This is a genomic window from Variovorax sp. SRS16 (assembly GCF_901827165.1).
In the GTDB taxonomy this organism is placed as follows: Bacteria; Pseudomonadota; Gammaproteobacteria; order Burkholderiales; family Burkholderiaceae_C; genus Variovorax.
On record NZ_LR594667.1, the window covers coordinates 427,142 to 451,841 of the forward strand.

The 24,700-nt window shown below is 62.8% G+C and carries 21 protein-coding genes and 1 CRISPR repeat array; of the genes, 4 read left to right on the forward strand and 17 right to left on the reverse strand.

Going from position 1 to position 24,700, the window contains the following annotated elements:
- Positions 1–106 precede the first annotated feature (106 nt).
- The 3 genes from E5P2_RS30170 to E5P2_RS30180 all read right to left on the reverse strand — a co-directional run bounded on the left by E5P2_RS30170 (position 107) and on the right by E5P2_RS30180 (position 1,995).
- Positions 107–784: a hypothetical protein gene (locus E5P2_RS30170; protein WP_068674121.1), complete on the reverse strand. Its 678-nt coding sequence runs from the start codon at positions 782–784 to the stop codon at positions 107–109.
- A 124-nt stretch (positions 785–908) separates the two neighbouring features.
- Positions 909–1,136: a hypothetical protein gene (locus E5P2_RS30175; RefSeq protein WP_068674118.1), complete on the reverse strand. Its 228-nt coding sequence runs from the start codon at positions 1,134–1,136 to the stop codon at positions 909–911.
- 202 nt (positions 1,137–1,338) lie between these two features.
- Positions 1,339–1,995 (reverse strand): hypothetical protein, encoded by a 657-nt coding sequence (locus E5P2_RS30180; protein ID WP_068674114.1) that lies wholly within the window; start codon positions 1,993–1,995, stop codon positions 1,339–1,341.
- Positions 1,996–2,628: 633 nt separating this feature from the next.
- Here E5P2_RS30180 and E5P2_RS30185 point away from each other — a divergent pair.
- Both E5P2_RS30185 and coaD read left to right on the forward strand, forming a co-directional pair.
- Positions 2,629–3,846, forward strand: a complete 1,218-nt coding sequence (locus tag E5P2_RS30185) for a dephospho-CoA kinase (protein WP_068674112.1) — start codon at positions 2,629–2,631, stop codon at positions 3,844–3,846.
- On the forward strand, positions 3,843–4,361 hold the full coding sequence (gene coaD, locus E5P2_RS30190; RefSeq protein ID WP_068674111.1) for a pantetheine-phosphate adenylyltransferase: 519 nt from the start codon (positions 3,843–3,845) through the stop codon (positions 4,359–4,361). The genes E5P2_RS30185 and coaD overlap by 4 nt, the downstream gene beginning before the upstream one ends.
- 22 nt (positions 4,362–4,383) lie before the next feature.
- On the opposite strand, the gene E5P2_RS30195 is transcribed toward coaD, so the two are convergent.
- Positions 4,384–4,590, reverse strand: a complete 207-nt coding sequence (locus E5P2_RS30195) for a hypothetical protein (protein ID WP_146039551.1) — start codon at positions 4,588–4,590, stop codon at positions 4,384–4,386.
- Between the two features lie 241 nt (positions 4,591–4,831).
- Here E5P2_RS30195 and E5P2_RS30200 point away from each other — a divergent pair, with 241 nt between their 5' ends.
- Entirely contained in the window at positions 4,832–5,839 is a 1,008-nt protein-coding gene (locus E5P2_RS30200; RefSeq protein ID WP_068674107.1) for a hypothetical protein, read from the forward strand.
- A 74-nt stretch (positions 5,840–5,913) separates the two neighbouring features.
- Here E5P2_RS30200 and E5P2_RS30205 read toward each other — a convergent pair whose 3' ends face one another.
- The 12 genes from E5P2_RS30205 to E5P2_RS30260 all read right to left on the reverse strand — a co-directional run bounded on the left by E5P2_RS30205 (position 5,914) and on the right by E5P2_RS30260 (position 20,547).
- On the reverse strand, positions 5,914–6,855 hold the full coding sequence (locus E5P2_RS30205; protein ID WP_068674105.1) for a hypothetical protein: 942 nt from the start codon (positions 6,853–6,855) through the stop codon (positions 5,914–5,916).
- A gap of 218 nt (positions 6,856–7,073) precedes the next feature.
- Positions 7,074–7,823 carry a hypothetical protein gene (locus E5P2_RS30210; RefSeq protein ID WP_068674103.1) on the reverse strand — a complete coding sequence of 250 codons (750 nt, stop codon included), beginning with the start codon at positions 7,821–7,823 and terminating at the stop codon, positions 7,074–7,076.
- Between the two features lie 31 nt (positions 7,824–7,854).
- Positions 7,855–8,328, reverse strand: coding sequence for a DUF6884 domain-containing protein (locus E5P2_RS30215; protein WP_332105935.1), 474 nt, complete (start codon positions 8,326–8,328; stop codon positions 7,855–7,857).
- Positions 8,325–9,422, reverse strand: coding sequence for a DGQHR domain-containing protein DpdB (dbpB, locus tag E5P2_RS30220; RefSeq protein ID WP_162570915.1), 1,098 nt, complete (start codon positions 9,420–9,422; stop codon positions 8,325–8,327). Before dbpB ends, E5P2_RS30215 begins: the two co-directional genes overlap by 4 nt.
- Before the next feature lie 551 nt (positions 9,423–9,973).
- Entirely contained in the window at positions 9,974–10,627 is a 654-nt protein-coding gene (gene cas6e / locus E5P2_RS30225; RefSeq protein ID WP_146039555.1) for a type I-E CRISPR-associated protein Cas6/Cse3/CasE, read from the reverse strand.
- Positions 10,628–10,632: 5 nt separating this feature from the next.
- Complete coding sequence (cas5e, locus tag E5P2_RS30230; RefSeq protein ID WP_083944147.1) at positions 10,633–11,310, reverse strand: type I-E CRISPR-associated protein Cas5/CasD; 678 nt, start codon at positions 11,308–11,310, stop codon at positions 10,633–10,635.
- A 9-nt stretch (positions 11,311–11,319) separates the two neighbouring features.
- Positions 11,320–12,489: a type I-E CRISPR-associated protein Cas7/Cse4/CasC gene (gene cas7e / locus E5P2_RS30235; RefSeq protein WP_068674097.1), complete on the reverse strand. Its 1,170-nt coding sequence runs from the start codon at positions 12,487–12,489 to the stop codon at positions 11,320–11,322.
- A 54-nt stretch (positions 12,490–12,543) separates the two neighbouring features.
- Positions 12,544–13,032 (reverse strand): type I-E CRISPR-associated protein Cse2/CasB, encoded by a 489-nt coding sequence (gene casB, locus E5P2_RS30240; protein WP_068674095.1) that lies wholly within the window; start codon positions 13,030–13,032, stop codon positions 12,544–12,546.
- Positions 13,029–14,600 carry a type I-E CRISPR-associated protein Cse1/CasA gene (gene casA / locus E5P2_RS30245; protein ID WP_068674093.1) on the reverse strand — a complete coding sequence of 524 codons (1,572 nt, stop codon included), beginning with the start codon at positions 14,598–14,600 and terminating at the stop codon, positions 13,029–13,031. The genes casB and casA overlap by 4 nt, the downstream gene beginning before the upstream one ends.
- A gap of 260 nt (positions 14,601–14,860) precedes the next feature.
- Positions 14,861–15,743: direct repeats of the CRISPR family, unit length 29 nt; unit sequence CGAGCTATCCCCGCTTGCGCGGGGGAGAC.
- 33 nt (positions 15,744–15,776) lie between these two features.
- Positions 15,777–16,142: a type I-E CRISPR-associated endoribonuclease Cas2e gene (gene cas2e / locus E5P2_RS30250; protein WP_068674091.1), complete on the reverse strand. Its 366-nt coding sequence runs from the start codon at positions 16,140–16,142 to the stop codon at positions 15,777–15,779.
- 220 nt (positions 16,143–16,362) lie between these two features.
- On the reverse strand, positions 16,363–16,959 hold the full coding sequence (locus E5P2_RS30255) for a CRISPR-associated endonuclease Cas1 (protein WP_068674089.1): 597 nt from the start codon (positions 16,957–16,959) through the stop codon (positions 16,363–16,365).
- Between the two features lie 1,014 nt (positions 16,960–17,973).
- Positions 17,974–20,547 carry a CRISPR-associated helicase/endonuclease Cas3 gene (locus tag E5P2_RS30260; protein WP_083944146.1) on the reverse strand — a complete coding sequence of 858 codons (2,574 nt, stop codon included), beginning with the start codon at positions 20,545–20,547 and terminating at the stop codon, positions 17,974–17,976.
- Positions 20,548–20,702: 155 nt separating this feature from the next.
- Here E5P2_RS30260 and E5P2_RS38420 point away from each other — a divergent pair, with 155 nt between their 5' ends.
- On the forward strand, positions 20,703–21,002 hold the full coding sequence (locus tag E5P2_RS38420; protein ID WP_083944145.1) for a helix-turn-helix domain-containing protein: 300 nt from the start codon (positions 20,703–20,705) through the stop codon (positions 21,000–21,002).
- Positions 21,003–21,389: 387 nt separating this feature from the next.
- On the opposite strand, the gene E5P2_RS30270 is transcribed toward E5P2_RS38420, so the two are convergent.
- Positions 21,390–24,488 carry an error-prone DNA polymerase gene (locus tag E5P2_RS30270; RefSeq protein ID WP_162570916.1) on the reverse strand — a complete coding sequence of 1,033 codons (3,099 nt, stop codon included), beginning with the start codon at positions 24,486–24,488 and terminating at the stop codon, positions 21,390–21,392.
- Between the last annotated feature and the right edge of the window lie 212 nt (positions 24,489–24,700).

A 24,700-nucleotide genomic window follows, 5' to 3' on the forward strand; every position in this document is an offset into this window, starting at 1 on the left:
GCCGGGCGGACCCCAGACATGCCTCTGTGAAGCAACCACGTTTATCCGCCCGCATCACCTAAAAGGAACCCGCCGACAGCGTGCGCTGCAGGCGGGTTTCAGGAAATCAGGTCGGAGACCTCAGCCACGGGCGCAGGCCCAGGGGCTCGAAATACTCGAAGGCGGCATTGCGCACGCCCGCGAGCTCGCTGTATTGCCAGGCTGTGCCCAGCTGCATGATGGTCGCGTAGCGGGCGTCGAAGGGGTCCGGGTAGACGTGCAGCTGGCGCTTGTCACCAGTAAGAAGCACGCCGCGCGTCGGGCCGTTGACCACCTTGGCTGGCTTGGTGAGGCTCGCGCCGAGGCACGGGATGAGCCTGCCCGAGCGCAAGCCGTCGAGGAAAGTCAAAGCGCGGCCCTCGAATTCGGTGGTCGCCTGCTGGTACCCAGGGTGGCCGCCTTGAGCGTGAACCTGAACCTGTTCTGCGAGCAAGTCCTTGCCGACAACGCCGAAGGCAGCCATCGCGACCAGGACGTCAAGAAGTTGTGCATACGGCATCTTCTCGAAGTAGAGGTAGTCGCCGACGGTGGCTTGCACCATCAGGTTTGCGCAGGGGAGCGCCTTGACTGCATTCAGCAGGTCGTCATCACGGCAAGTGAACGAGCCACTCAGCACTCCAGAGATTTTTTGGGCCGTGGTTGCGTACAGATGCGCATCCTTACCATTGACGGTGGTGCCTCCGACCTTGACGAGGGCGAAACTGTGACCGAAAACGGCCGCGGGATTGAAGATTCGAGAGCTCATTGTCCTTGCAAGGTGGGTTTGTCCTATTTCGTATAGGCGATGCGTCCCGGCTATAGAAAACCCCTTCGGTGCGCGCACAGAAGGGGCTGGAGGAATGAAGGCCCGAGGCTATGACGGCAGACCGTCAGTCCATCCGGATGGCTTCCCAGTCGATGGCGCCCGGCTCGGCGGTTGTGGGCGCGACGCCCGGTACGGCACCGACCCACTCGGGGGCAGAACCCTCGGGCAGCTCGAAGTGCTGCGTCCAGAACGCCACGGCCTGCGCCTTGTCCGGGGCGACGACCAGCAGGTCCAGGTTCTCGCCGTCGGGGTTGTTGTCGCGGATGTAAAAAAGGTGATTTCCTTGGGGCATCGTTGATTCCTTTAGCCTTGACGGCCGCAATTGATAAAGTCCGTCCGGTCGAGTCCTTGCGACTCGAGGTAGGCGGTTTTGCTGGCAACGGCGCGTTCGAACTCCTCGGGGTCACCCGCGGTGCATTCGATGACGAAGTCGAGCTGGCGAAGCCGCTCGGTCTGTTGCGACGTCAGTACTCGGTGAGACAAGGCGCTCGTCCTCAGTTGGGCGTCATGCGATGGCCTTGCATGAAGGCAATCCACTTGTCGGCCTTGGCGTCGGACTTGAAGCTGGCTTGCAGCTCACCGTCGACGCTGACCGATGCGGCGTAGCCAGGCTCCTTCGAGGCGTGGCGCACCAAGTTCGGAACCCGATAGGCTGGGTGCCGGTACAGCTCCTGCTTGCTTGCAACGTCGATGATGCGGACGATGCATGCCGTCAGGATGGCGCCTCCGCCGTGGGAATTCCGCCGGCTAATCAGCAGTGGCGCCCGGATGGGGCCCATGGACCGGCCGACCGTTCCGATAACGTCGTGCTCCTCGAGCCAGTCTCGTCCTGTCAACGCGTCGCCCATGAACAGCCGCAGGCGGCCGCCATGCTGCCGGTACGCCTCCAGCACCGCCTGGACCTTCACCGGGGTGTCCGGGTCGAACAGGGTTGTGGTTGGCTTGGTGGCAATGTAGGCGCTTTGAGCGGCCTCGTACAGCTGGTACTGTGCGAGGGTGCCGATGTCGGCCTCGTTCGGGGAGGCCAGGCCAAGCAGGCTGGCGAACTGGCGCAAGCGCTTGAACGTGACGTCGAACCCGAGGCAACTGAAGCCGCGGCCGCTTGGCAACACGAAGAGTCGCTGGGAAGCGTTGATGGTGATGGTGCTCATGGCAGATGTCCTCTGTGGAAAGAAATGGTTCTTTCCGGTATAGGACCCGGGCGCACAGGGCCGCCTCCGGCCCCCGGCCTCTAAACACCGCCAAGCCGGTCATGCCCAGGTACCTCAGAACCTCACACGAAAAACCCGCCGAGCGAAAGCTGCGGCGGGTGCGGATTCGAATCAGAGGAGTTCGTAGACGGAAGAGCGAGTTTCCACTCGAGAACCATCGATAGTGAGGATGTTGGTGGTGGCCACCTCGGTACCTGGCGGGTGAATCGGGTGTTCAAAGACTTCGCGAGTTTGCCTTGCCGCCAAAGCCCCGAAGGTCACATCGTCCGAACGCGATTCGTTCGCTGCCTCGTCCGTGTGGCGCGTGACATCCGTGTAGTCGATGTCCAGGTCGACATGGCCGGTGCGCTTCTTCAGGTGCGCGGGTCGTAAAGCCCGCCTTCACCATCCCGGGGTAGCTGCTGCTTCTCGCGAGGTAGATGTGTCCTTCGGCCACGTGTGCTCCAAACACGCGTCTAGCCGAACTATTTAGCCCGCGCTGCCTGCGGCTCTAAACAGCAATTACATCGAAATCTAAATTGCAGTGGGCGCGCTTCGTGCTAAAATGCTTCTTACAAGAGGACCCTCCAAGACATGCACGTCATCATCACCGGCACCATCGGCTCAGGGAAGTCGACGGTTGCCGCGCAGCTTTGCAAGGCGCTGCCCCAATACAAGCTGCTGGATTTCGACAAGGAAGTTGACGGGCTCTACCGGGACGACCACTTTCTTGCGTTCCTGGACAAGGAATTCGGCACGACCGACCGCAAGCAAGTCTCCGACATCGTTTTCGCCCAGCCCGAGCTTCGCCGGCAGCTCGAGGCCCGGTCCATCCCCGCCCTACAGGAACGGCTCACCGATGCCCTGCAGGCGCACCCGAACCTTCTTATCGAGTTCCCCCTCTACTTCGAGGCAGCGTGGCCACTGGGGCACGTCGACCTCTGCGTCACGGTGCACTGTGACCAGGAGACCCAGGTTAAGCGCGTAGCTGCCCGGGATAAGGCCTCAGCCGGCAAGATTGCTGCCATCCGGGCCGCCCAGCTGAGCACTGCCGCCAAGGTTGCCCTGGCCGACCAGGCCGTCGATACGGGGCGCGACGACGTACCCGAACAACTGGCGCGCCTCGTCGAGGCCATCCGCATCGGTGACCTCCGGGACCGCGCGCTTTGCGACCTGGGCGTAGCCGATGCCTGGCCGGAGCTGGTCGCAGCCTACTCTCAGCCCCATCGCCGCTATCACACCCTGGCGCATCTGCATGCCATGTTCGAACGCCTGGACCAGGTTGGCTCCAATGTGTCCCATCCCAAGGCGCTCGCGCTCGCCATCTGGTTCCACGACTACGTGTACGAGGTCGACGACCGGTATGGCGACAACGAGGCCCGTAGCGTGAAGGCCATGAGCGACGTGCTTCGGCGCAGCGGCAGCCCGCTCCTCTACGAGCACGAGCAGCGGTCGAGCGTGGTCGCCCTCGCCGCCGAGTTCATCCTCGCCACCAAAGGCCATCAGCCCGCTTCGGGCTACCTCCAGTCGCGTCCAGCCGCATTGGCCGACGCGCAGCTCTTCCTGGACATCGACCTAACCATCCTGGGCAAAGGCCCGGCCGCAGCCGAGCAGTTCGACCAGGCCATCCGACATGAGTTCTCGCGATACGGCGACCAGGAGTTCGCCCGTGGCCGCGTTCAAGCGCTGACGACCTTCCTGGAGCGGGACCAGGTCTACTTCACCCCCACGTTCGCGCATCTTGAAGAAGCTGCGCGCGCAAACCTCAACTCTCTCATCTGCCGCTGGAAATCAGTGGCTCCCGCCCAATGACTCGCATCGCTGTTTACGCCGGTACCTTCGACCCCCTGACCAAGGGGCACCTGTGGGTGATTCGGGAGGCCCTTCGGCTGACCGACAAGCTCTATGTCGCCATCGGCGTGAATCCGGACAAGAAAACTTATTTCTCGCTCACCGAGCGCCTCGAGCTCATCCGGGCTGTGCTGTCGTCAAAGCTCACGCCGGCCGACTACGCCCGCATCGAGGTGGTTTCGTATGAAAGCGAGCTGCTGGTGAACTTTGCCGGCAGGGTAGGGGCGACCCACATCATCCGCGGCATCCGGAACAGCAACGACTTTCACTACGAATTCGGTATCAACCAATTTAATCGAACGATTGACCCGAGAATCGAGACCATATTCCTCATCACGCCTGACCGCCTGGCGCAGACGAGCTCGTCGTTCGTCAAGGGTCTGGTGGGCGTCGGAGACTGGGAAACCTTGCTGACAAGGATGGCCCACCCGGCGGTCATCGCTGCCTTCAAGGCCAAGAGGGCCGCGACCGCCTGAGCCGGCGGGCCCGCAGCGCCGTCTAGCCCTTGAGCCAGCCCGCCAAGGCAACAAGGGCTGCGCCGAGACTCGCCCCCAGGCCAACGACCGCCCAGGGGAACCAAGGCCGCTGGTCGATTGCATTGCGGGAACGTTGGTGTTCGCAGAAGACCCGCCAGCTTTCCGCGCGGTAGGCTTCCATCTGCTCCTCGAAGGACGGCATCGGTGGAATCGGGTCTTTACGTCGCATGCGCATATCGTAGCGAAGCTTCGGCGAATTGGAAGGAGCCATCTCGAGGCCCGACCCGCGGGCCGGTGCGGGTCCAGCCAAGGTGTTGGCCAGCTTAGCGGATGCGCGTGGGCTGCTAGTCATAGCTTACAACTGGGCTGACGGCGGCGAAATTGCAAGCCAAAGCTGACATTTTTGAGAGGGCGTCCAGCCCTCGTGCTCTCGCTAGACGGTTGCAGGACAACCTCACAGGAGAAGTTTTTTGAACGCAAACGACACCGCCGCGGAAGCCCCCTATCGGCTCGACGAAATCGAGGGCATCCTGCGGGAGGCAGGCCTTCCGTACAGCCGAATCGGCAACCACCTGCGCGCCGAGCTCTATGCCTTGGACGCCTTCTACGGCATCGCGTACATTGTGGCTGCCGAGGAGGTGTTTTCCTTTGCTGGCAGCCAGGGGGAGGTCGAATACGCACGCAGCCAGCTCTGGGAGCACGTGTGCGGCAAGGACCATTTCGAGTACAGCCCGAAGAAGAACCTGTACCTGTTCGTCGTCGGGCCGTCGGAACTCATCGACCAACCGGAGTACCTGGTGGCGCGGGCCCACATCGTCAACGACGACCGGAACTACGCCATGAAGCGGGTGGTCACGCCTGCGCAGGCACAGCTTTTGCTGCAAAACCCCTTTCAGCCCTTGGTCGGCGCCGCCCGTGCGGCAGAACGGCCGGAATTGCACCTGGTGCGGGAGCCGTACGAACAGCTGGGGACGACGCCCGAACAGCTCGAGGCGTCGGCCGGCCTCACGGTTGGGCCCATCCTAGATTACCGCGAGGCGGAGCGTCGGTACGACAGCCCGGCCCTCGTGTCCCGAGGCGACGAGTTCACGGACGAGGTCTGGGACCACGTGGAGGTCATCTTCCGGCGCCTTATGGGCCTGGATTACGGGCTGAGGCGCACGGTGCTGGGACTCTGCGTCACCCATCGTGGCAACCCGCACGGCGCGTTCATGTGGCAAGCGAGCAGGGGAGAGCGCATGGCGTTCGCCTTCGCCCAATTCCTGGCTGAAGCCGCAAAGGACGTGAAGCCTGGTCTTTGCCTGGGCGTGCACGACGTTCTCGCGGCGTTCGATACATTGCGGCAGCTCGTCGCGCTCGACTTGCTGCGTGACTTTGCCGTCGCTACTGGCGCCAGCATCCAGCTCAGGTCCGCCAAACAGGACTTCAAGCGCCTCGCCGAGGCAAAGTTCAACTTGCTCAAGGCCCTGCCGGCCTGACCGAATGATTTACCGCCCGCTTCCTCTCGAGGAGGCGGGCTTTTTCGATTCGGGAAGGACGGCCCGCAAGCTGGTCAGGGCGGTGGCTTTTTCGCGAACGCGTCGTACGCAAGCACGGCACGGCGCATGTACGGCCATCGCTCGACCATTCGTTCCTTGCCGTCCTTGGGGCAAATTTCGTCGTCAGCGTAGGCCTCGAGTTCCTTTTGGATGCGAGCGGCGGTACCCGTCGCCCCTTTTGCGTGGCCGAAGGCGCACCTGGCGCCCCTTGGGCTGGAATTCCAGATGCGTGCGAGGATGAACGCCTCCCGCACGTCGTGTTTGCCGTCGGTCACCACCAGCCGATAGGCCGAGGCCCATTCGTTGTTTGCAAAATCCCGCATGATGCGGAACTGCACGTCCTCGCGACGCAGTGCCTCGCGCATGCCGTGCCGAAACACCTGCCAGTCCTTTGGACTCAACGTGCTCCGGAAATAGTCCCTGCAGTACTTCTTGCCGGCAAATCTTGGGTGTTCATCGTGCTGGAACGCTGCACCCGCGAGGTCCGTCTTGACTTCGGTGAGGGGCGACGTGCAGTGGCCGCCGCTGGCATAGAGCCTGTCGAAGTTGACGCCCTTGAGCTTGAAGAATTCATTCTTGTTCGCAGCCGGCACGACGTCCGGATGGTTTTTCTCAAGGTACCCCATGAGCTTTTCCAAGCCGCCCGAGTCCTGGTGCATGACGCCAATGCCGCCCTTGGAATAGCTCATGAGGTGCTTGCCGTCCCCGGTGCTCTCGACCGCCTCCCAGTTTCTCCGCGCTGGGTCTTTCGGGAGGCCTGTCGTCGGCGAAACGCCCCATTCGGCGACCGCCAGGGCGAGGGGAATGAGCGACAGATTGGCGATTGCGGTCGCGTCTGTCGGATTCGTCTCGTAGGCCTCGACCAGCGTCTTGATGAAGTCGGCCTGCAGCAACTCCCCGCTGATGTTGTCATCAGCCGTGGTGCTCCATTTGCCCTGGGCAAGGAAGGCGCGCATAGCCTCCTCCGAGGGACCGCGGGGCGCCGTCGGTGCCGGCTGGGCCGTCGCAAGAGCTGCGGACGCCACAAGCGCTAGGCATCCGGCGGCCCGATGAAATGGCATCACGGTTCCGAACAAATGCATCGAGCTTCTCCTCGCTGTGGCGGGCACCCTCCTGCCCCGAGGTTCCAGCGTAAGGGATTCAGCCCGCGATTGGAAGGCCGCTTGTGTGGTCCTTAAGCGGGCTCAGCGACTTGGGCCGGCGGGACGGAAGTGGAGTCCAGCCAAACACCGCGGCTGCGAAGTACCGGCCCCCATTCGTCCCAGGGAAAATACGCGCTGGGGTGGCGGACGAAAAAGAGCTCCAGCTCCCGTCCCCCGTGCACGAGCCGCATGTGCAGCGGGCGGGTGTCGACAATCGCAGGTAGGCGCTCCTGCACGAGTATCTGCACGTCAGGCATTGCGCGAAGCGCGGCAATCTTCTTTGGCTCTGTGCCATAGACGATGCAACGCTCAGCCTCTAGCGCGGCCGCCACTGGAAAAAACTGGTTCCAGCCGGCCACGAAGTCCTCGTCCTTCGGCCGATGCGTGCGGGAATTCAGCAGCCGTGGCACCAAGTTGAGGTAGGCGACCTCGGACCACAGCCTCTGCCGCTCCGCGGCGGAGGGCCGTGTCTTCAGGAACACGGCTCGCTCGAAATTCGCGAGGAATGCGCGCTTGCGGCTGCCCTTTGGAAAGCTGTCCGACAGGCCCATCCTCAGGTGCCGCCAGCGCATGCTGTCAACGACCGAAATTTTCTCGCGGTTCCTCTCGTACTCCTCAGCCGAGCCCCAGACATAGAGGCTTTCGCCCAGCACGATGGTCCTTTTGGCGGACGTTCGGAAGGCCGAGCCTACCCAAGGCAGCAAAGGAAGGCGCAACGCCTCGAAGGCCGTGTCGAACGACCTGTCCAAAAATCCCCTGTACTTGTCTTCGCCTTCTTCCATGGTGCCTCTGTTCAACGTTCTGTCGAAGTTATCACGCTGCTTGCGCGAACCCGGCCGCCTGCTGCGCCAGGCGCCGCTTCAGCCATGCCTTCTGCGACAAAATGCCGAGCCCGGCGAGCGGGACGTGCACGTCGCCAAACCTCGTGGACAGGAATCTCATCAAGTCATCTCGGTAGGCCCGCCCCGCGAGGACGACGCAGGCCTCTCCTCGGAGGCTGGCCGATTGCATCTGGCGTTCCACTTCCCGGGCCCACGCCTTGCGACCAGCCGCACTGAGGTCGTTCAAAGACTGGTCGTAGGGCGATAGAAGCTCGTCCGGGTGCACGAGCCCATGCTTTGCGGACAGGATGTACCAGCTCCCGGTCTGCCGCTCAGTCCAGGCGCGCGCCTTCCTGAACAGGTCCGAGCAGTACAAGTCCCTCGCCGGTGCAGCCGATTTCAACTTTTGCGAGCAGCAGGCAACGAAGACGGTGGGCGAGTGCAGCCCCGTGGTCCTTGCTGTCAAGCCAAGGCCGACTGGATGCCCACACGCGCCGCGCGCCGGCGTGGACGCCCGGTCTCCTTAAGGCTGCGCACCAGGTGGTTGGCCAAGATGGATACGTCGCGACCCGCGTTCTGGACTTGGTTCCAAGGGCGAACGTCGTCCACCGAAAACCGCCAGGAGCCGTGCGTCCAGGCGCATTCGTTGGCGATGCGCTCCAGCCCGGCCCTGAACTGTTGCCTGGTTCGGGCGCCCTCGACGCCGTGCAAGTAGTCCATGGCGAAGCCGAGCGCCATGATGCCGGCGCTGTGGACCAGCCGGGAGGTCCGAGGGGTCTGCTCGTCCCAGGCGCAGGGCCAGGTGTCCCGGACGGCCCAGAAGAAGTCGCTGACCAGGTCAGCCGAGCGCGCGACCGCGGTCTCCGCCGGCGCTTCCCGAAGCGCGCCGTCAGAGCGGGAGCACATGACGAGCTTCTGAAGCGCCGTGTCCCGCACAACGCCTTTGGGATTGGTGTGCTGGCTCACCGCGCGGCGCAACGACGAGTCGGCGCGATAGTTGAGCTGCTCGACAACCTGGGAGCCGAACGACCGGGAGCTCATGCGCTTGGGCAACGACGACACTGTTGGCAAAAGCTCGTAGACCAGCTGCTTGGGTAGAGGCCGAGTGTTGTTGATGAGCACGAACTGCCGCCGCAGCTCGGCGTAGTCCTCGCAGATGAGGACCGAGCAGAAGACCTCGAAGTCTGTTCGACCGCTCGCCACGAGCGCCTCGAGACGCTGCTGGCCGTCGACCACGAAGCCGGGCCCGTCGCCGTCACGGAGCGTGACCACCAGCTCATGGAGCTTGCCGGCAACTTGCTCAACCCGCGCGCCCTTGACGAAGGCAATCACGACCGGGTTTGGCAGGATGGCATGCCCTTCCTGAAGGTACTCACTGATTTCTCGGATGTGCTTGGCAACAAGGTGACGCTGGAAACCCCGCAGCTTCCCGTCCTCTTCACGACCCACGCGTTCGACCCGGGCTATGGCACGCAGTTGGCCGGGCAGCGCCGTCACGCTCAGCACCTTGTGCCGCCGGGACTGTTGGGCGAGCAAACCTTGCAGACGAATCTCTTGCACTAGCGTCCTTCGATTTATACGGGACACATACTTTACTCTATAAAGCTATAACCTTCAATTGCGTTTAAGGGCCGGACTTTGTAGAACGTAGTGTATGCCGAGCGAGGTTTAGCAACCATCTCGCGTAAACCCACCGTCTTCAGGCCGGGGATATTAGGCGGACGCCATGGTCGCACGATAGGAGCCCGCAGCTCTTGCCAGGCGCCCGAGCACCCAACTTGCGCGGCTGATACGACCACCACGCTGGACAGGTGCACGCTCAGCGCCTGGCCTAAAACGTAGGAATCCCCCCGCCTTGGCGGGGGGAGGAATGTCACCCTGAGCTGGCCTCGCAACGAACAATGCGCCGCCAGGTCGAGCAGGACTGAAGGGGCATCGAGAAATTAACGCCAGACAGACTACGCGCCGCGCCATTGCTGCGGCGAACGGTCTCGCTGCGTCACTTGAAATCCCGCGAGCTTGTCCTCAACAGCCCTAGCAGTGGCGTCAAGTCCTTCAGCCGTTCTGCGACCAGGCTCCGCGGCTCCCCGTCGGCTCTGCCCGCGCAAGGGTTACTTCGGTGCGGAAAGCAGCATCAAGCCACAGCCGGCGAACTTCGCCTTACCGTATCCCGTGGCTAGCTTCGTGAGGAAACGAGCGGGGTCTTGCACCTCGAGGGTACCGGTGATGTCCAGGTAGGAAAGCTTGGTCATGTGCTGGCCCCGCTTCGTCACGTCGAAGCGTCGGTAGTTTCCCGCAGAGCAGTCCACGACCCGAAAACCCGAGCTTTCCTCGCGGCGTTCGAGCCAATCGGCCGCTACCCCCTGCGCGATAGTCTGAACGTCGACCTCGCCGCCAGCGGCCTGATATCGGTCCATCACCATGTCGACCCGCTTGCTGCGAGCATTGAGCCCCTGGGCTTTATCCTCCGTCGGACTGACCCGAAGTGAGAAGCCCACCAGTTGGCCAGCCCGTACCTTGGGCGCGTATTCGCGCGTTCGGGCGCGCCATGGACCCTCGGGCGAGAGCGCTTTCGGCGACAAAACGTAGACCTCGAGACCGTCATCCGTGATTTCAGTGCGGTAGAGGAACTCCCGGGAGGCATCCGGTCGAGCCTGGAGCATGGACCAGAGCGCCTGGTGCTCCACGTATTTGTTCGCAACCAGGCGGGAATAGGCGGCGACCGATTCGCGGGTACGGGGGAGGGTGAGGTGGGTGAGCTGCATGAAAATCAAAGGGTCAAATGACCCTCCCGCTCAACGCGGGAGGAAAAACTGTTTCTCGAGAGCGCAGTACGTCGGTCGTTTCGCCGATGGACGACAAGCGGCTCGACCGCCGTTGGCAGGTCGGCTTCCCAGAAGAACTCGCGCTCACACGGATGGCCGGTGCCTCCGACACGACGGCTCCACTCGCGCATTGCGTCCTCCGCCGTCTCGGCGGCAAACACGAGTGGTGCGGTAAAGGCTGACAGCGCACAACTCTTGCGGCCGAGGTAAAGCGGGAACGCGGGCGCGCACAGTGCATCGGCAATGGTGCGCAGAACGGATTCCTCCCCTCCAAGGACCACTAACCAGTGGCCGCTTTGCAGGTACTCACGACGGGTCACCATCGAATTCGGCTCGCCGGTGGCCAGCTGCTCTCTGCGGGTGCGACCGATTTGCTTTGCAGGTGCCTGCACGGTATGGAAGTCGACCAGCACAGTTGGCGTGCGAAGTACCACATACCCTAGCGACAGCGCGTTGGACAGGGCGAGAAAGCGGCTGTCTTCCGAACGTTGAATGCCTAGCGCAGCCGCGAGCAAGCCCACCACCGCGGCGCGGCGAGGCCGACCATCAGTGCCTCGTTGCTCGCCCGACGTGCTCCCGAAGGAGGCTAACGGCGCCTTCAGTTGCAGAACAAGGTAGTGCACGGTCTGCCCTTAAGCCGCCACTGCCTCTGCCACCAGGGCCTGCACTTCAGGAAGGGAGCCTTGACGGGCAGCGACGAACATTTCGCGATACTCGGTACGCTGCGAGGGGAAGCATTGAAAGGCTGCTTCACGGTTCGCACGCAGCGCTGCAACGGCGCCGCCCGTAATGTCGTCGCCCTTCACCGGAGCGGCGAAGGCATCCGCATAGGAGCGAGGCTGTGCATTCCCGACCTCGACCGCCAGGTAGAAAGCGTACGAGCGCGCCGCGAACGTATTCTGTTTGCCACCGGGCGCCACGGTCGCGACGGCCTCAATGAAGGCTTCGATTGCTCGTGCCGCCAGCGCCTTGTCACCGTTAAGATTCTTCAGCAGTACGTCGACGTCCACGTTGAAGTAGGAGTAGTACACCCCTGCGCCAAAACCGTTCGAACCCATGTGGCCCGAGCCCTCGTCTGGCGAAATGTCGTCGACAGCGGTGAAGAAGTCATCGTCAGCAGTCGCTTTGTGAACAGTGAACGCGTGAGCGGCCTGCACCCCGCCTTCGACGGAGAGGGGCTTGTTGCCGGCAACCATGCGACCGAACATCGCCACGTCGACGCTCATGAGCAGGTCCAGAATCTGGCCCTCGACCACCTTCTGCTCGATAGGAGCGCCCTTGGTGGAGCCGCTGGGGTTGAGCGAGTCGGCCAGTACGGTCTTGATGAACTCGACCTCCGATTTGCTGGCGTAAAACAGGTTCCCCTTGAGCTCCGCCAAGGTAGCGGGGAGGGGCGCAGCGCCCTTCTTCTTCTTGCCGCCCTTGCCCTTCTTCGCCTCGGACGGCGGCGTTTCAGAATCCGCGTCGTCCGTCCCGGATTCTTCGTCCTTAGGAGCGGCGCTCTTGCTACCCTCGAACGCGTCGCGAACAGGCACGATGTGCGCGATTACGGCCGCTTCAGGGTGACCAAGGGCGACTTGCTCCGAGGCAAGCGTGAACCACAGGTCGCGGCTGCGCGTGCCGGTCATGATGTCGGCCATAACTTCGCTCGTGCGGTAAGCCCGTTTCAAGCACTGCGAGGACAGGCGAAGACGAGGAACTCCGCAGAACACTTCGCTCTTCGGACGCGACAACTCGTCGCGGTTGAGGTTGTTGGCGCCGTACGCGGTCAGTGCGTGGATTTGAATGAACTTCTTGGTCATAAGAGATGCCGATTGGATTGGATGAAAACGGAGACGGAGTGGGTGCGACGCGGCTCAGGCGGCTGTGAGCTTCACGGAGTGATAGTCCGCAACGAGCCGCTTGCGCAGGACGTCCGCGTAACCCTCAGTCCAGTTCAGCGCGAGGTCGGCGATGCTGAAGGGCGACACTTGGCCCTCAACGAAGCGGATGGCACGATGAACATGCGTAAACAGCTCTTCCGGGCCCTCGGCGGTAACGAGCTGCTGGAAACGGAGCGCGGAGTAGGGGTGCTTCTTGTCCCCAAGAGCCTGCCCCAGGCTCGCCTTGCCTTGCCCGACGTGCGGAAGCAGAAGCAGCGCGCATGCAAGGTTCTCGTCACGCACGCGGTGACCCGCAGCGGAGAGTGCCTGCCGTGTCTGGGGGAAAGTGGGTTCGAACATTGCGTGGAGCGCTTCGCTGCCTCGGCGCAACCTGAAGTACTCCGGATTCCGGGAAGCCTTCAGGGCGAAGATGGCGCTGACCACAATGTTGGCGGCGGACAGGGAAGGGTTTGGCGGAGTCATGCGGCGATAGCGTCCTGGTTGGAGGCCGGCTTGGCCTTGGGGTAAATCAGTGAGTACGTTTTGGCGCTCAGCAGAACGAGCTTGTGGCTCAAGGTCTCATTCGCGAAGTCGATGACTAGCGCTCTGTTGAACAGCGATACTGCCGCCTTGCGCAACTGACTGCAAAATTGCTCGTAGTCATCCTGCGTGAGGCTGCCGCCGGCTCCGTCGACTTTCGCCAGTGCACGGCTGATGAGTGAGCGTGCGCGGCCGGCAAGTTCGGATTCGAGTTGCCCGGGACTGCTGGAAAGCGGCACCGCAAGGGGTCGCTTCTTGCTACCGAGGTTCTTCCGGGCGGCCGTCCGGACGATGACGAGGACCCGCTGCGCTTCGGCAACCAGCTTCTCGGCCTCTGCTCGCAATTGACGAAGGTGCTCCGCGTCAGCTGCGGCCAATAGTGGCCCCGCCTCGTCGAACCAGGTCAGGAACGTGGCGGTGGCGTAGCGCGGACCGAAGACGCGAAGGGTAGCGCGCGCGGCCTCTGCGCGGGACAGGTGTGCCATCGCGGGCAGGCCGGCCAAGATTCGGCGGGTCGGGGTTTGTGCGCCCAGCGTCAGCGCGAGCCAGTCCCCGAGCATGTAGCCTTCCGACGGAACCATGACCGCGGCCTCAACGTCCACCTTGGTCTTGACGCCGTCTATCTCCTTCTCGTTCTTGAGCATGCACCACGCCGTGTGAGGGTGGCGGAGCCCCTCAGGCGGACGGGCGGCCGTCTTGTCACGGCTCGCGGTTCGAATATGCGTGGGGTGAACTTCTCCGCAGGTGGAGCATGAGGTGCCGTCCGCGTTCGCGCTTTCATGGAGTCGCAGGGCACGGGGCATCCACCAGAGCGCCGCGTGCGCACCCAGCTCCCTTGGCCCGATTGCCTCCTTGCTGAAGACCTTCAGGCCCGTCGTCCAGGGGAAATCCTCTTCCGCTCCACCCTCGAGGCAGTAGCGGTCGGTGTACGTGTCGCGGTCCAGTAGATTGAGGCAGATGGTCTCCCACAAGGTGGGTGCCTCGATGAGCGCGGCCAGGGCGCTTCCCCCGCGCAGGGCAACCTTGTAGCCGGAACCTCCTTGGCCCGCATGCGCCTGGTTGCCAAAGAGGGCCGCCGGGGCGCAATGTGGGCACATTGAGTCGAGTGCCGAGCGGTGAACGAAAAGGTCGGTGTTTTTGGCAACAGCGTTCGCACCGGGCCCCTCTGGTACCAGGCCACGCACAGGGATTTCTCCGCCAATAGCTTCTGGCGACTGCAGGAATCGTGCACCGTCACCAAAGATTTCAAACGCAGGCGCGGCAGTTCGAAACGCCTTGTCCAGCAATGCAAGGTCGGGGGCCCGCACCAGAGCTCGTCGCGCAATCCTGTCGTGCGGCGCCGCAAGGGTCTGGTAAACGCACACCGCCAGCTCAGTGATGAGCGCTGAGTAGTCGGCTCGGGCATGCTCCACACGAAGCGCACCGGAGGTAGGGATGTCCACCATGCGCTGCTTGGCCACAGTACCGTCTGGCAGCAGGAGGGGGACCCAAGGGTCTAAGAGTACGTTCATGCGCACAGCGGAATAGTGAAATTATGCCGCCTTGCTTGATGACGTAGGCGACGAATGCTAAAGCGTCACTCATTGTATCACAAAGGACACTGATAGCGCAATGCGCTCGAGTATAGGTTACAGCCTTAAAAGCTGAGGCCAGGCTCCACGCCGCAGCACAAGAGCCTGGCACGGGCTGTCCGTTGGCGGTCGACCGAGACTTCCAATCCCCGCGCAAGCGGGGGTGACGTGCTCATTGGCGTGAACTTGGCCATCAAGGGCGAGCTATCCCCGCTTGGGCGGGGGAGACCTCAGCAAATGCTCATCGCCCGCAGCCCGTACCGAGCTATCCCCGCTTGCGCGGGGGAGACACGCGTGAGCAAATCGAGGACGACCAATTTCACGAGCTATCCCCGCTTGCGCGGGGGAGACGTGTCCACCGGCATCGACCACTTCGAAGAGGGCGAGCTATCCCCGCTTGCGCGGGGGAGACTCAATGCAGCGCGCTTGCCAGGTGATAGCGCACGAGCTATCCCCGCTTGCGCGGGGGAGACCCCTCGGCGTCCTCGAGGCCAATCACCAGCCGCGAGCTATCCCCGCTTGCGCGGGGGAGACGTCTACGGATGTCTGGGTGGCTTCCTCGTCGGCGAGCTATCCCCGCTTGCGCGGGGGAGACGGCTCCTGGATGGCGATGCTCTCGATGGTCGACGAGCTATCCCCGCTTGCGCGGGGGAGACGAAGCCCCCTTCTTTGCATGCAACAAGCCTCGCGAGCTATCCCCGCTTGCGCGGGGGAGACAGGGGCACGATGTCGAACGCGGTGGACGCCGGCGAGCTATCCCCGCTTGCGCGGGGGAGACTACTCGACGTCTCGAGATGGAAGCAAAGACTGCGAGCTATCCCCGCTTGCGCGGGGGAGACAGCAGCTGCGCGGTACGCGCGCCCCAGCACGGCGAGCTATCCCCGCTTGCGCGGGGGAGACGCGTGCGGCTCACCTTGGTGCGAACGGATTTACGAGCTATCCCCGCTTGCGCGGGGGAGACGACGTTGCAGCGGCCGTCAGCGCCCCACAAGACGAGCTATCCCCGCTTGCGCGGGGGAGACGCGCACGCAGCACGCCAAAGCCTGACGCTGCGCGAGCTATCCCCGCTTGCGCGGGGGAGACTCTTCCCCTAACCCGTTGATTTAGCGAAACATTTTAGTTGTCACACTGTCCACCGGGGAAAACCACCTCCGCTAGACCTGCTAAATCCATAATGGACTCAGGGACCTCGTCTGTGCTCAACCGAGGGAAATCCACCAGCTGCAGCCCATCGACTTCGACCGCCCGGCGCCGATTCACGCCTACCGTCCGGAACGAGACGCCGCAAACCTCAGTTTGGTCTGGCCACACAATCAGGGCGTCGCCATCCTCGATGTTGCCGCAAGTCAACGCCCATAGTTCTTCACGCAGTTTCTGTGTCGCGTGCCCGGTATAGACGCCAGCCCGCACCTCAAGCAGTATCGTTGATAGCCGGCCTCTTAAGCGAGGTGGCGCACCAGTCAGGACGAGGACGAGCATCATGCGGTCGACTCTTCGAACAGGCCTTTGAGGTCATCCACGACCCGCGCAACAAATCGCGTTTGCTTAAAGTGGTCACGCAGGTGCCGCCTTACTTGAGTCTCCACCGCGAATGCCGAGCTCCCCGCGGCAGCCCTGAACGCAAGAGGTGCGCAAATCTCCAACTTATAGAGGTCTGCAATGTCGTATACAAAACTTTTGGCCCCTCCGTCGTGGACAAACCCTATCGTGGGCTGTATCCGCAGGCGAGAATAACAGCCACCGCATTCGCTGCGGACAGGGCCCGGTTGACGCTATCGGCAGCGTCCCACTCTCCTTGCTCGTAGGTTCGGCCTTTCCAGTCCACTCCGAACTGTCGAGCCAGCAATTTGTAGGACTCGCGGACCCGCACCCCCTCGATGCCTCGAAGTTGCTCAATACTGCGTCGGGCCGGAATCGCCTCGCCGAACCTAATCTCGAACATCTTGCGGGCCACCTGAAGCCTCCGGGCTTCGTCGGCATATGCCAAGACCTGCACTTTAAGGTTGGTAGGGTTTCCGTCGGAAGGGCGCCCGACAGAGTATGTACGGCACGCTTGCTCGCCAACGAAGCAAATGAGAGTGTGACACTGGGCCGCGAGCTGGAAGGCAGCGTGGGTCACGCTCGTCCCGGGCTCAAGAAACAAGACATTGAAAGCAGCCACTGGCATCTGCACGCGAGTTCCATTCGCATCCTCCAGTACAAATGCGCCGTCCTTGACGTCAAGGCGGCCGTAGCTCAGGAAAATGAAGGGTATCCGTTCCTTCTGAAGGCGATAGATAGGCTTTAGCGGGGCGTTCATACCCAGGTGTAGCGCTGCGTTACCACCAGGTCTTCTGCTGACGCGGAGAGCAAATATCCCGCCGAATGAGGGCGCCTTGACGTGACCCGGCGATTCCCGCTTGCGAGCACGACGGCAATCGTTTCGAGTGTCCCCGCTTGCGCCGGGGGGACATGCCCCATCCAGAACATTTCCTGTGGGCGAGCGAGCTGTCCCCGCTTGCGGGGGAGACCCATGGTTCTCGCCACTGCACGAGCAATCGCACGAACTACCCCCGCTCGCGCGGGAGAGACTCTGATGCGCGGCCGGACGTTCTGGTGGGGGGGCGAGCTATCCCCGCTCGCGCGGGGCCGACGACGCAAATGAGAGCGACTACTTGCTGCTTCCCGAGATATCCCCGCTTGCGCGGGGGAGACGAGGGCGGCGGCGTGCACGACGTCCTACAGAACGAGCTATGCCCGCTTGCGCGGAGGGGACGCAGGAGACAAGCAAATGGCAGCCCTCAAGTCCGAGATATCCCCGCTTGCGCAGGGAGACGCCTGATACTGCTCGCGCTCGCGGTTCCAGCCTGAGCTATCCCCGCGTGCGCGGGGAAGTCTCAACGCCACCGCAAGTGATGATGCGACAACCCGAGCTATCCCCGCGTAGGCGGGGGAGACCGGTCACCCCGAAAGAGGACGGCATCGCAGACCGAGCTATCCCCGCTAGCGCGGGGGGGGGGGAGCCGTTCGGTGCGATATCAGTGAACGAGACCGGCCGAGCTATCCCCGCTTGCGCTGGTGGGGGGGGAGCCGGCTTGCGGCCTCCGTATCCGGTGCGCATCATCCCGCTTGTGCGGGATAAACGATGGCGACGGTTGGCATCGGTCCGATGCTCCTGAGCTATCCCCGCTTGCGCGGGGAGAGACGCACGCGTCGTTCGACACCCGAAACTACGGCGAGCTATCCCCGCTTGCGCGGTCAACGTCTTTCGCACCTGCATTTTTTAGCCACCGGCTTTATCCGTTCATTGGCGCACGTACGTGCGCCGCGGCTCTCATCTCCGCCGCTGTGGTGGGCCCACCGAAAACCCACGGGTCCGACTGTAGCGGACCAATCGCTCCTTGCTCGCATGGTCGACCGCCAACATCTCCCACTCACCCGAGCCGGCTGCGCCCATCCTCAACTTTGCGTGCCCGGTGTCGTCGACCTCGAGAGCAAGTAGGCTTGCTCGTAGGCTTAGGCGGGACAACTCCATGCTGCCAAACAAGGGGGCGCCGCCTTGGTCGCAAAGCACTACCCGGACCGACTTCTCCCCCAGCCGGGTCACTGCTTGCTCAGGCGCCACGTCTGCAATCAACTGGGAGTAGCCCACGGTCAGATTCAGTCGAACGTTTTTAGCCGCTCGCTTGGCTGCTTCAATCTTCCCTTCTGACCGCTCTTCCGCAAACGCCAGAAATGCTGGCGCCTCGGCCTCTTCGTCGTACGCGAACTCGACGGCTTCCCGAACGCCTGCGGGAATCTGCAAGCCACCGCGCTCCTCAACCAACTGTGCCGTGCGAAAGAGCACCACAGGAAGGGGATAGACGAACATCGTGTTCGCAGGGAGCTCCGCAAGGAAGTCGACATTGCCGTGAGTCTCGGGCGCGACTACGTACACCAGGCCTTCCCCGCGCGCATCGTCGCCTGCCATCGCCATCTTCCCGTCGGCGTCCCGAACGTGCCGGCGCCAGCGGCCGATACGCTGCAGCAAGGCGTCGATTGGGGCCAAGTCGGTGATGAGCTCGTCGAAGTCCACGTCGAGTGACTGCTCCGCCACCTGGGTAGCGATGACCAGCTGTCCTTTGCGAGTAGCGGATGTCGAGCGCTTGCCGAACTGCTCCAGCAGGTTGCGGTCATTTTCCGAGCGATGCTTGCCGACAAACTTCGCGTGCGCCAGCTGCACCTGGCCTGGCAACAGGGCGAAGAACGTGTCGAAGTCCGCCTGGGCACGGCCGACTGTGTTGCGCAGCAAGAGAACACACTTGCCTGCTGCAAGTAGCCTCAGGACGAGGGCTTCGGTTGCGCTATCCCCGATTCGCTGAATGCGGGTGAACCTGCTCACACGTCGTGCGGCAATCGGCGTCTCAACCATGCCGCCCGAAGAGGCGACAGTGGCAAGAGGGTAGTCGGTGGAGACAGGGACGGCCTGCGCGCCAGTCCAACGGGCGCCCTTCCGAAAGGCAGCGACAAGGGCGGCCTTGTGCTTCCGCGGTAGCGTTGCCGACAGCAGGATGGCGCTACCGCCGCGCATGGCATGTGCCTCGAGCGCTGTTTCAAGAAGCTTGAGCATGTAGGCGTCGCATGCGTGAGCCTCGTCAACAACCAGGACCTTTTGCCCGATGCCCAGTTGCCGTAAGCAAAAGTGCTTCACCGGCAGGATAGACAGCGCGACCTGGTCGATGGTGCACACCCCGACGTCCGAAAGCAGGGCAGTCTTGCTGCTGTCCTGGGCCCAGCTGTCGAGGTCGGCACAAATCGACCCAGCTTCGAGATGCTCCGAGCGCAGCCGCGCCAGCGACAGAGACGCACTTCCGTGTGCCAGCGAGAACGACGGAACTCCGCCTTCTGCCTCAAAAAACATGTTGGCCAAAGGCAGCAGCCGCCCGCAAAGAGCATCGGCGGTGGCCTGTGTCGGTAGGCTGACGAGCACCCCGGTGCCTCTTCCGGCCTGAAGCAGCCGCGAAGCAAGGGTCAGCGCGGCCTCGGTCTTGCCGGCACCGGTCTCATCCTCCAGGATGAACAGGGAAGGGCCGGCGCGGTCCAACTCGACGCTATCAGCAAATCGCTGTAGCGGTGTGGCACTCGCCGTGAACGCAGGGAATAGGTGCGAGAGCCCGGCTTTGGCGCTTGGGCGCTTTTCCGCCAGGCTGAGCTCAACCAGCGCGGTACGCGCTTGGTCTTGTGCCTCGACGAAATAGCACTTCAAGGACATCGTCGGTGCTCGATAGGGAAAGAACCTCTGCATGGAGCCGACCCAGTCGCAGAGGGTCAGCACGCCGGCGAGCAAGGATGACGCCTGGCGGTAGCCGCCTCCGTCCCAAAGGTCGACGAAACTGTCGAGCCCCAATACGTCGGCAACGGCATCAAGGTAGGCGTGGGCTGCCGCAGTCGTGCGCTTCCCCACCCCTGTCGAGTTTGAGAGGTCAACTGGCCTGCCGTGGTGCCCGCAAGAAGCGTTCAGAAGGGGCTCTAGCGCTAATTCCGCGTCTTCGAGGGAATCGGGGTACCACCGGGCCGACACCCAGTCGAGTAAGGTGGAAATGCCGGCCTGGGAGTGGTGCTGTGCAGCTTGAGAGGGAACCGGTTGGTCCGGCTGCAGCTGAGCAAACAGCTCCTCGACCTTCGCTTGAAACGGGCCGAACTTGCCAACATCATGGCTGCCTGCCAGGAACATGGCCACCTTGATTGCAGCGTCCTCGGCCATCCCCAGGAGTCGAGCCAGCGTCGAGCTGAGCGAAGGATTGACCCGCAGGTACTCGCCAACGACCGCAGCGACGTCCAAGCTGTGATACGCAAGGGGGTGCCAAGCGACAGTTGTGCCGGGCAATGGGTGCGCCTTGCCCCAATAGGTTAGAAAATCTGCAGTCAAACGAAGCTCCTGGTGGAGCTCCGTCTAGAGTGAGTATTTAGCGGTCTAAACTGATTGCGCGCCCAGGTGCGGCTTGGGCCGTCCTAAAACGCCGGAACGGCGACAAACGTCGTTCGCTGGCGCGGCCGAGCCAACACTTCGAATACAGTTTGGAGATGGACAACCTCCCGAAAAGAATCATCACTAGTCGCGAGAGGCTCGGAATGACGCAGAAGGAGCTAGCTGCCCTCGTGGGCGTCACGCTGCAGGCCGTGCGCAAGATGGAGTCAGACGCCGGCGGGGTATCAGCAGTCAATGCATTTGCAGTGGCAGACGCCCTTCAGGTGAGTGCGCGCTGGCTCGTTACTGGCGTTGACGCAGCAGGAGAGCCTCCTAAAGTCCCCCCAAGCTCGAGCGCATCGCGATGCACCTGGCCGCACTGCCAGAGAATCGCTTGGACGCCTTGGCGACGGTGATAGGCATCAAGCTATAAGCCCGAACGTCCCGGAACCCGACACCCAGGGGCGTTGAGTTGGGCGGGCTATGCCCAAGCACATCCCCGCTCTCGCGGGGCAGACAAGCTCATCGTAGAGCTGCAGGACGAGCACTACGAGCTATCCCTGCTTACGCTGGAGGAACGTTGCGGCTATGAACTCCGTTGGGTGATGGCACGAGGTATCCCCGCCGACGCGGGAGGTGCCCTCAATACGCCGAGCTGCGGTGCCTCTCGAACGAGCTATCCCCGCTTACGCGGGGCTTCTCCGAATGCGTTCCCCAACATCGCGGATTGCGCTCGAGCTATTCCCGCGGGTGCGGATGTCCCTATCGATATAGCTCAGCGGTTTAGCCGTGGCATTGAGAAATCAATGGAAGTCCCTGGAAGTGGTTCGCAGTCGACCAAGTAATGGTGTCAGGTCCTTCAACCGCTCTGCGACTAGGCTCCGGAGCTCACCTTCGCGCTGCCAAGTGCCCTTGACGGCAAGTAGTCGGGCGTTCAGCAGCTCCTGCCTCTGCGCCTCCTTGATGCTGCGCCAGGCAATCACCTGCACCACGCCGGTCTCATCCTCGAGCGATACGAAGATGACGCCGTTCGCCGTCTCAGGCTGCTGCCGCAGAGTGACCAGTCCGCAATAGCGCACCTCCGCCCCGTTCTCAACGTCCTGCAGGTCGGCGGCCGTGGCCAGCCCCCGTTTTGCGAGCAACGGTCGAAGCAGCGCGAGTGGATGGCTGCGCAACGTCAAGCCCGTCGCAGCGTAGTCGAACATCACCTCTTCACCCTCGGGCGCCGGCGCCAGCTCCAGGACGTCTTCGTCGACGCGCGCCTCCTGCAGGAGCTCGGGCACAGAGCGGAGAGCCGCGGCGTCCCAGACCGCGACCCGCCGGTGGCCGCTCAGCGACATCAAGGCATCTGCGCTTGCGAGCAACTTCATCTCAGCCAGCTCGAGCCGCGCCCTCCTGGCAAGGTCCTCAGCATTGTCGAACGGCCCTCGCGCGCGTTCATCGACGATGCGCTGCGCGGATTCCCACCGCAGCCCTGCGAGAAGCCGAAGTCCAAGTCGCACCGCCGGCGCATGCGGGAGGTCTTCAAGCGTGCAGTCCAGGTTGCTGTGCATGACGTCGGGCGGCCGGACGACGACTCCATGCCGCTTGGCATCCTGTACCAGTTGGCTTGGGCTGTAAAACCCCAATGGCTGGGAGTTCAGCATTGCGGTCAGGAACTCTGCCGGGTGGTGCCGTTTAATCCACGAGCTCGCATAGACGAGGAGGGCGAACGACGCCGCGTGGCTTTCGGGAAATCCGTACTCGCTAAAGCCCTTGATTTGCTCGAAAATCTGCTCGGCGAACGCCTTTTCATAGCCCCGCGTCGTCATGCCCTCGACGATTTTGGAATGGTACTTTTCCAGACCGCCTTTGCGCTTCCAGGCAGCCATTGCTCGGCGGAGCCCGTCCGCCTCCCCGGCGGTGAACCCCGCGGCAAGCATCGCAATCTGCATTACTTGCTCCTGAAATACGGGCACGCCCAACGTGCGGCCAAGCGCCTCCTTGAGCGCTTCACTTGGATACGTCACGGGCTCGAGCCCCTGCCGACGCCGCAGATACGGGTGCACCATTCCGCCGACGATGGGCCCGGGGCGCACGAGCGCGACTTCGACCACCAAGTCGTAGAAACACCGAGGCTTCAACCGCGGCAGCATGCTCATCTGCGCGCGGCTCTCAATTTGGAAGACTCCGACGGTGTCCGCGCGCGAAATCATCTCGTACGTCTCGGGGTCCTCCGCCGGGATGTCCTGCATCGCGAATACGAACCCCTTACGCTGACCGATGAAATCCAGGCATTTGCGGATGGCGGTCAGCATGCCCAGAGCCAGGCAGTCGACCTTGAGAAACCCCAAAGCGTCAAGGTCATCCTTGTCCCACTCCAGGACCGTTCGGTCCTTCATCGAGGCGTTCTCGATTGGAATCAGCCGAGACAACGCCGTCCTTGTGAGCACGAACCCGCCGGTGTGCTGGCTGAGGTGCCTTGGGAACCCTAGCAGTTGCCCTGTAAGCAACATCAGCTGGCGCACCTTCAGGTCATCAAGCGACAGGCCTAGTTCCACTAAACGCTCCGGCATGACCGCCTTGCCGTCAAACCACTGATGATTCTTGGCAAGCTGGTCTACCACCTCAAGGTCAAATCCCAGCGCCTTGCCCACGTCCCTCACCGCACTCTTGGGCCGATAGCTGGTCACCACACCGGTGATGGCGGCACGGTCGCGTCCGTAACGCCGGTACAGGTACTGGAGAACTTCTTCTCTACGCTCGTGCTCAAAATCGATGTCGATATCCGGCGGCTCATTCCTTTCCTTGGAAATGAAACGCTCAAAAAGGACGCTCATGCGCGCTGGGTCGACCTCAGTGACGCCCACGCAATAGCAGACGACGGAATTGGCGGCACTCCCGCGCCCTTGGCACAGGATGTTGCGAGACCTCGCGAACTGGACGATGTCAGCGACGGTCAAGAAGTAATGCTCGTACCGGAGCTCCTGAATCAATGTCAGCTCGTGCTCAATCTGTAGCTGGACCTTCGCCGGCACCCCTTCTGGCCACCGTCGGCCGGCGCCCTCGTAGGTCAGGCGCCGCAAATAGGAGGAGGGCGTCTCCCCGTCCGGCACCACTTCGTCGGGGTACTGGTATCGAAGCTCCTCGAGGCTGAATTGGCAGCGCGCGGCCACGTTGAGCGTCTCTGCAAGCAAATCCTCCGGGTAGGTTTGCGCCAGCCGAAGACGCGTTCTTAGGTGCCGCTCTGCGTTTGGCTGAAGGTCGAGGCCGCACTCCGTCAGCGGGCGGCCAACTCGCGTAGCGGTCAGTACGTCCTGGAGTGGTTTCCTGGAGCGAACATGAAAATGAACGTCGCCGGCGGCTACCAAGGGAATTGCCGTCAGCTCGCTCACCTGGCGGAGTCGGTACAACCACATCTCGTCGTCGATGAGGCGCAGAAGGTCGACGCCGAACCAGCAACGCCCCCGGAACTCTGACAGGAGCCAGCGTCCTGTTGTCTCCAGCTGTTCCGGGGTCGACATCCGCTTCGGGCAGGCGACGACGACGCAGTCCTCAAGGGCCGCGGCGGTCAGGTCTGCGAACTGCAGTTCGTATTTTCCCTTCTCTGAGCCACGCCGAAGCTTGGTGATGAATTCACAAAGGTTCCCGTACCCGTTCAGGTTGCACGCAAGGACGAGCAACGTGAAGGGGTGGCCGCAAGCAACCTGGACCTGGGTTCCGACCAGAAGCTTGAGGCCGTGCTCCTTGGCAGCAACGTGCGCGCGCACGATGCCCGCCAGGCTGCACTCGTCAGCGATTGCGAGAGCGGAATAGCCAAGCTGCGAAGCGCGCTCCACCAGCTCCTCCGGTTGGCTGGCGCCGCGCAGGTAGGTGTGATTGGAGACGCAGCGCAGCTCGGCGTAAGCGGGAAGGGCGGACATTGCCGGCGGCCAGGATACTGGATGGCCGTACAGTATCGCACAGCTTGCAGGCCTGCGGCATCGGACCGGGACCGCGCCTGCGCGGCCTGCACGGGCGGTTCGACGGGCGCGATGGCGGCAATCAGATTGGGCCATATCGGGCCTGAGAAAAACCAGGTGGCGCCGGCGCCACTACGGTGCGGCTAAATCTAAAATGCTTGCATCTGATACTG

Excerpts from the sequence above, each read along its gene's own strand:
- E5P2_RS38420 (WP_083944145.1), top strand. The coding sequence starts at position 20,703 with ATGGACAACCTCCCGAAAAGAATCATCACTAGTCGCGAGAGGCTCGGA.
- cas6e (WP_146039555.1), bottom strand. The coding sequence starts at position 10,627 with ATGCAGCTCACCCACCTCACCCTCCCCCGTACCCGCGAATCGGTCGCC.
- E5P2_RS30195 (WP_146039551.1), bottom strand. The coding sequence starts at position 4,590 with ATGCGACGTAAAGACCCGATTCCACCGATGCCGTCCTTCGAGGAGCAG.
- E5P2_RS30255 (WP_068674089.1), bottom strand. The coding sequence starts at position 16,959 with ATGAACGCCCCGCTAAAGCCTATCTATCGCCTTCAGAAGGAACGGATA.
- E5P2_RS30210 (WP_068674103.1), bottom strand. The coding sequence starts at position 7,823 with ATGGAAGAAGGCGAAGACAAGTACAGGGGATTTTTGGACAGGTCGTTC.
- cas2e (WP_068674091.1), bottom strand. The coding sequence starts at position 16,142 with ATGATGCTCGTCCTCGTCCTGACTGGTGCGCCACCTCGCTTAAGAGGC.
- coaD (WP_068674111.1), top strand. The coding sequence starts at position 3,843 with ATGACTCGCATCGCTGTTTACGCCGGTACCTTCGACCCCCTGACCAAG.
- E5P2_RS30175 (WP_068674118.1), bottom strand. The coding sequence starts at position 1,136 with ATGCCCCAAGGAAATCACCTTTTTTACATCCGCGACAACAACCCCGAC.
- E5P2_RS30270 (WP_162570916.1), bottom strand. The coding sequence starts at position 24,488 with ATGTCCGCCCTTCCCGCTTACGCCGAGCTGCGCTGCGTCTCCAATCAC.
- E5P2_RS30170 (WP_068674121.1), bottom strand. The coding sequence starts at position 784 with ATGAGCTCTCGAATCTTCAATCCCGCGGCCGTTTTCGGTCACAGTTTC.
- E5P2_RS30185 (WP_068674112.1), top strand. The coding sequence starts at position 2,629 with ATGCACGTCATCATCACCGGCACCATCGGCTCAGGGAAGTCGACGGTT.
- cas7e (WP_068674097.1), bottom strand. The coding sequence starts at position 12,489 with ATGACCAAGAAGTTCATTCAAATCCACGCACTGACCGCGTACGGCGCC.
- E5P2_RS30205 (WP_068674105.1), bottom strand. The coding sequence starts at position 6,855 with ATGCGCGCCTTCCTTGCCCAGGGCAAATGGAGCACCACGGCTGATGAC.
- E5P2_RS30180 (WP_068674114.1), bottom strand. The coding sequence starts at position 1,995 with ATGAGCACCATCACCATCAACGCTTCCCAGCGACTCTTCGTGTTGCCA.
- casB (WP_068674095.1), bottom strand. The coding sequence starts at position 13,032 with ATGACTCCGCCAAACCCTTCCCTGTCCGCCGCCAACATTGTGGTCAGC.
- casA (WP_068674093.1), bottom strand. The coding sequence starts at position 14,600 with ATGAACGTACTCTTAGACCCTTGGGTCCCCCTCCTGCTGCCAGACGGT.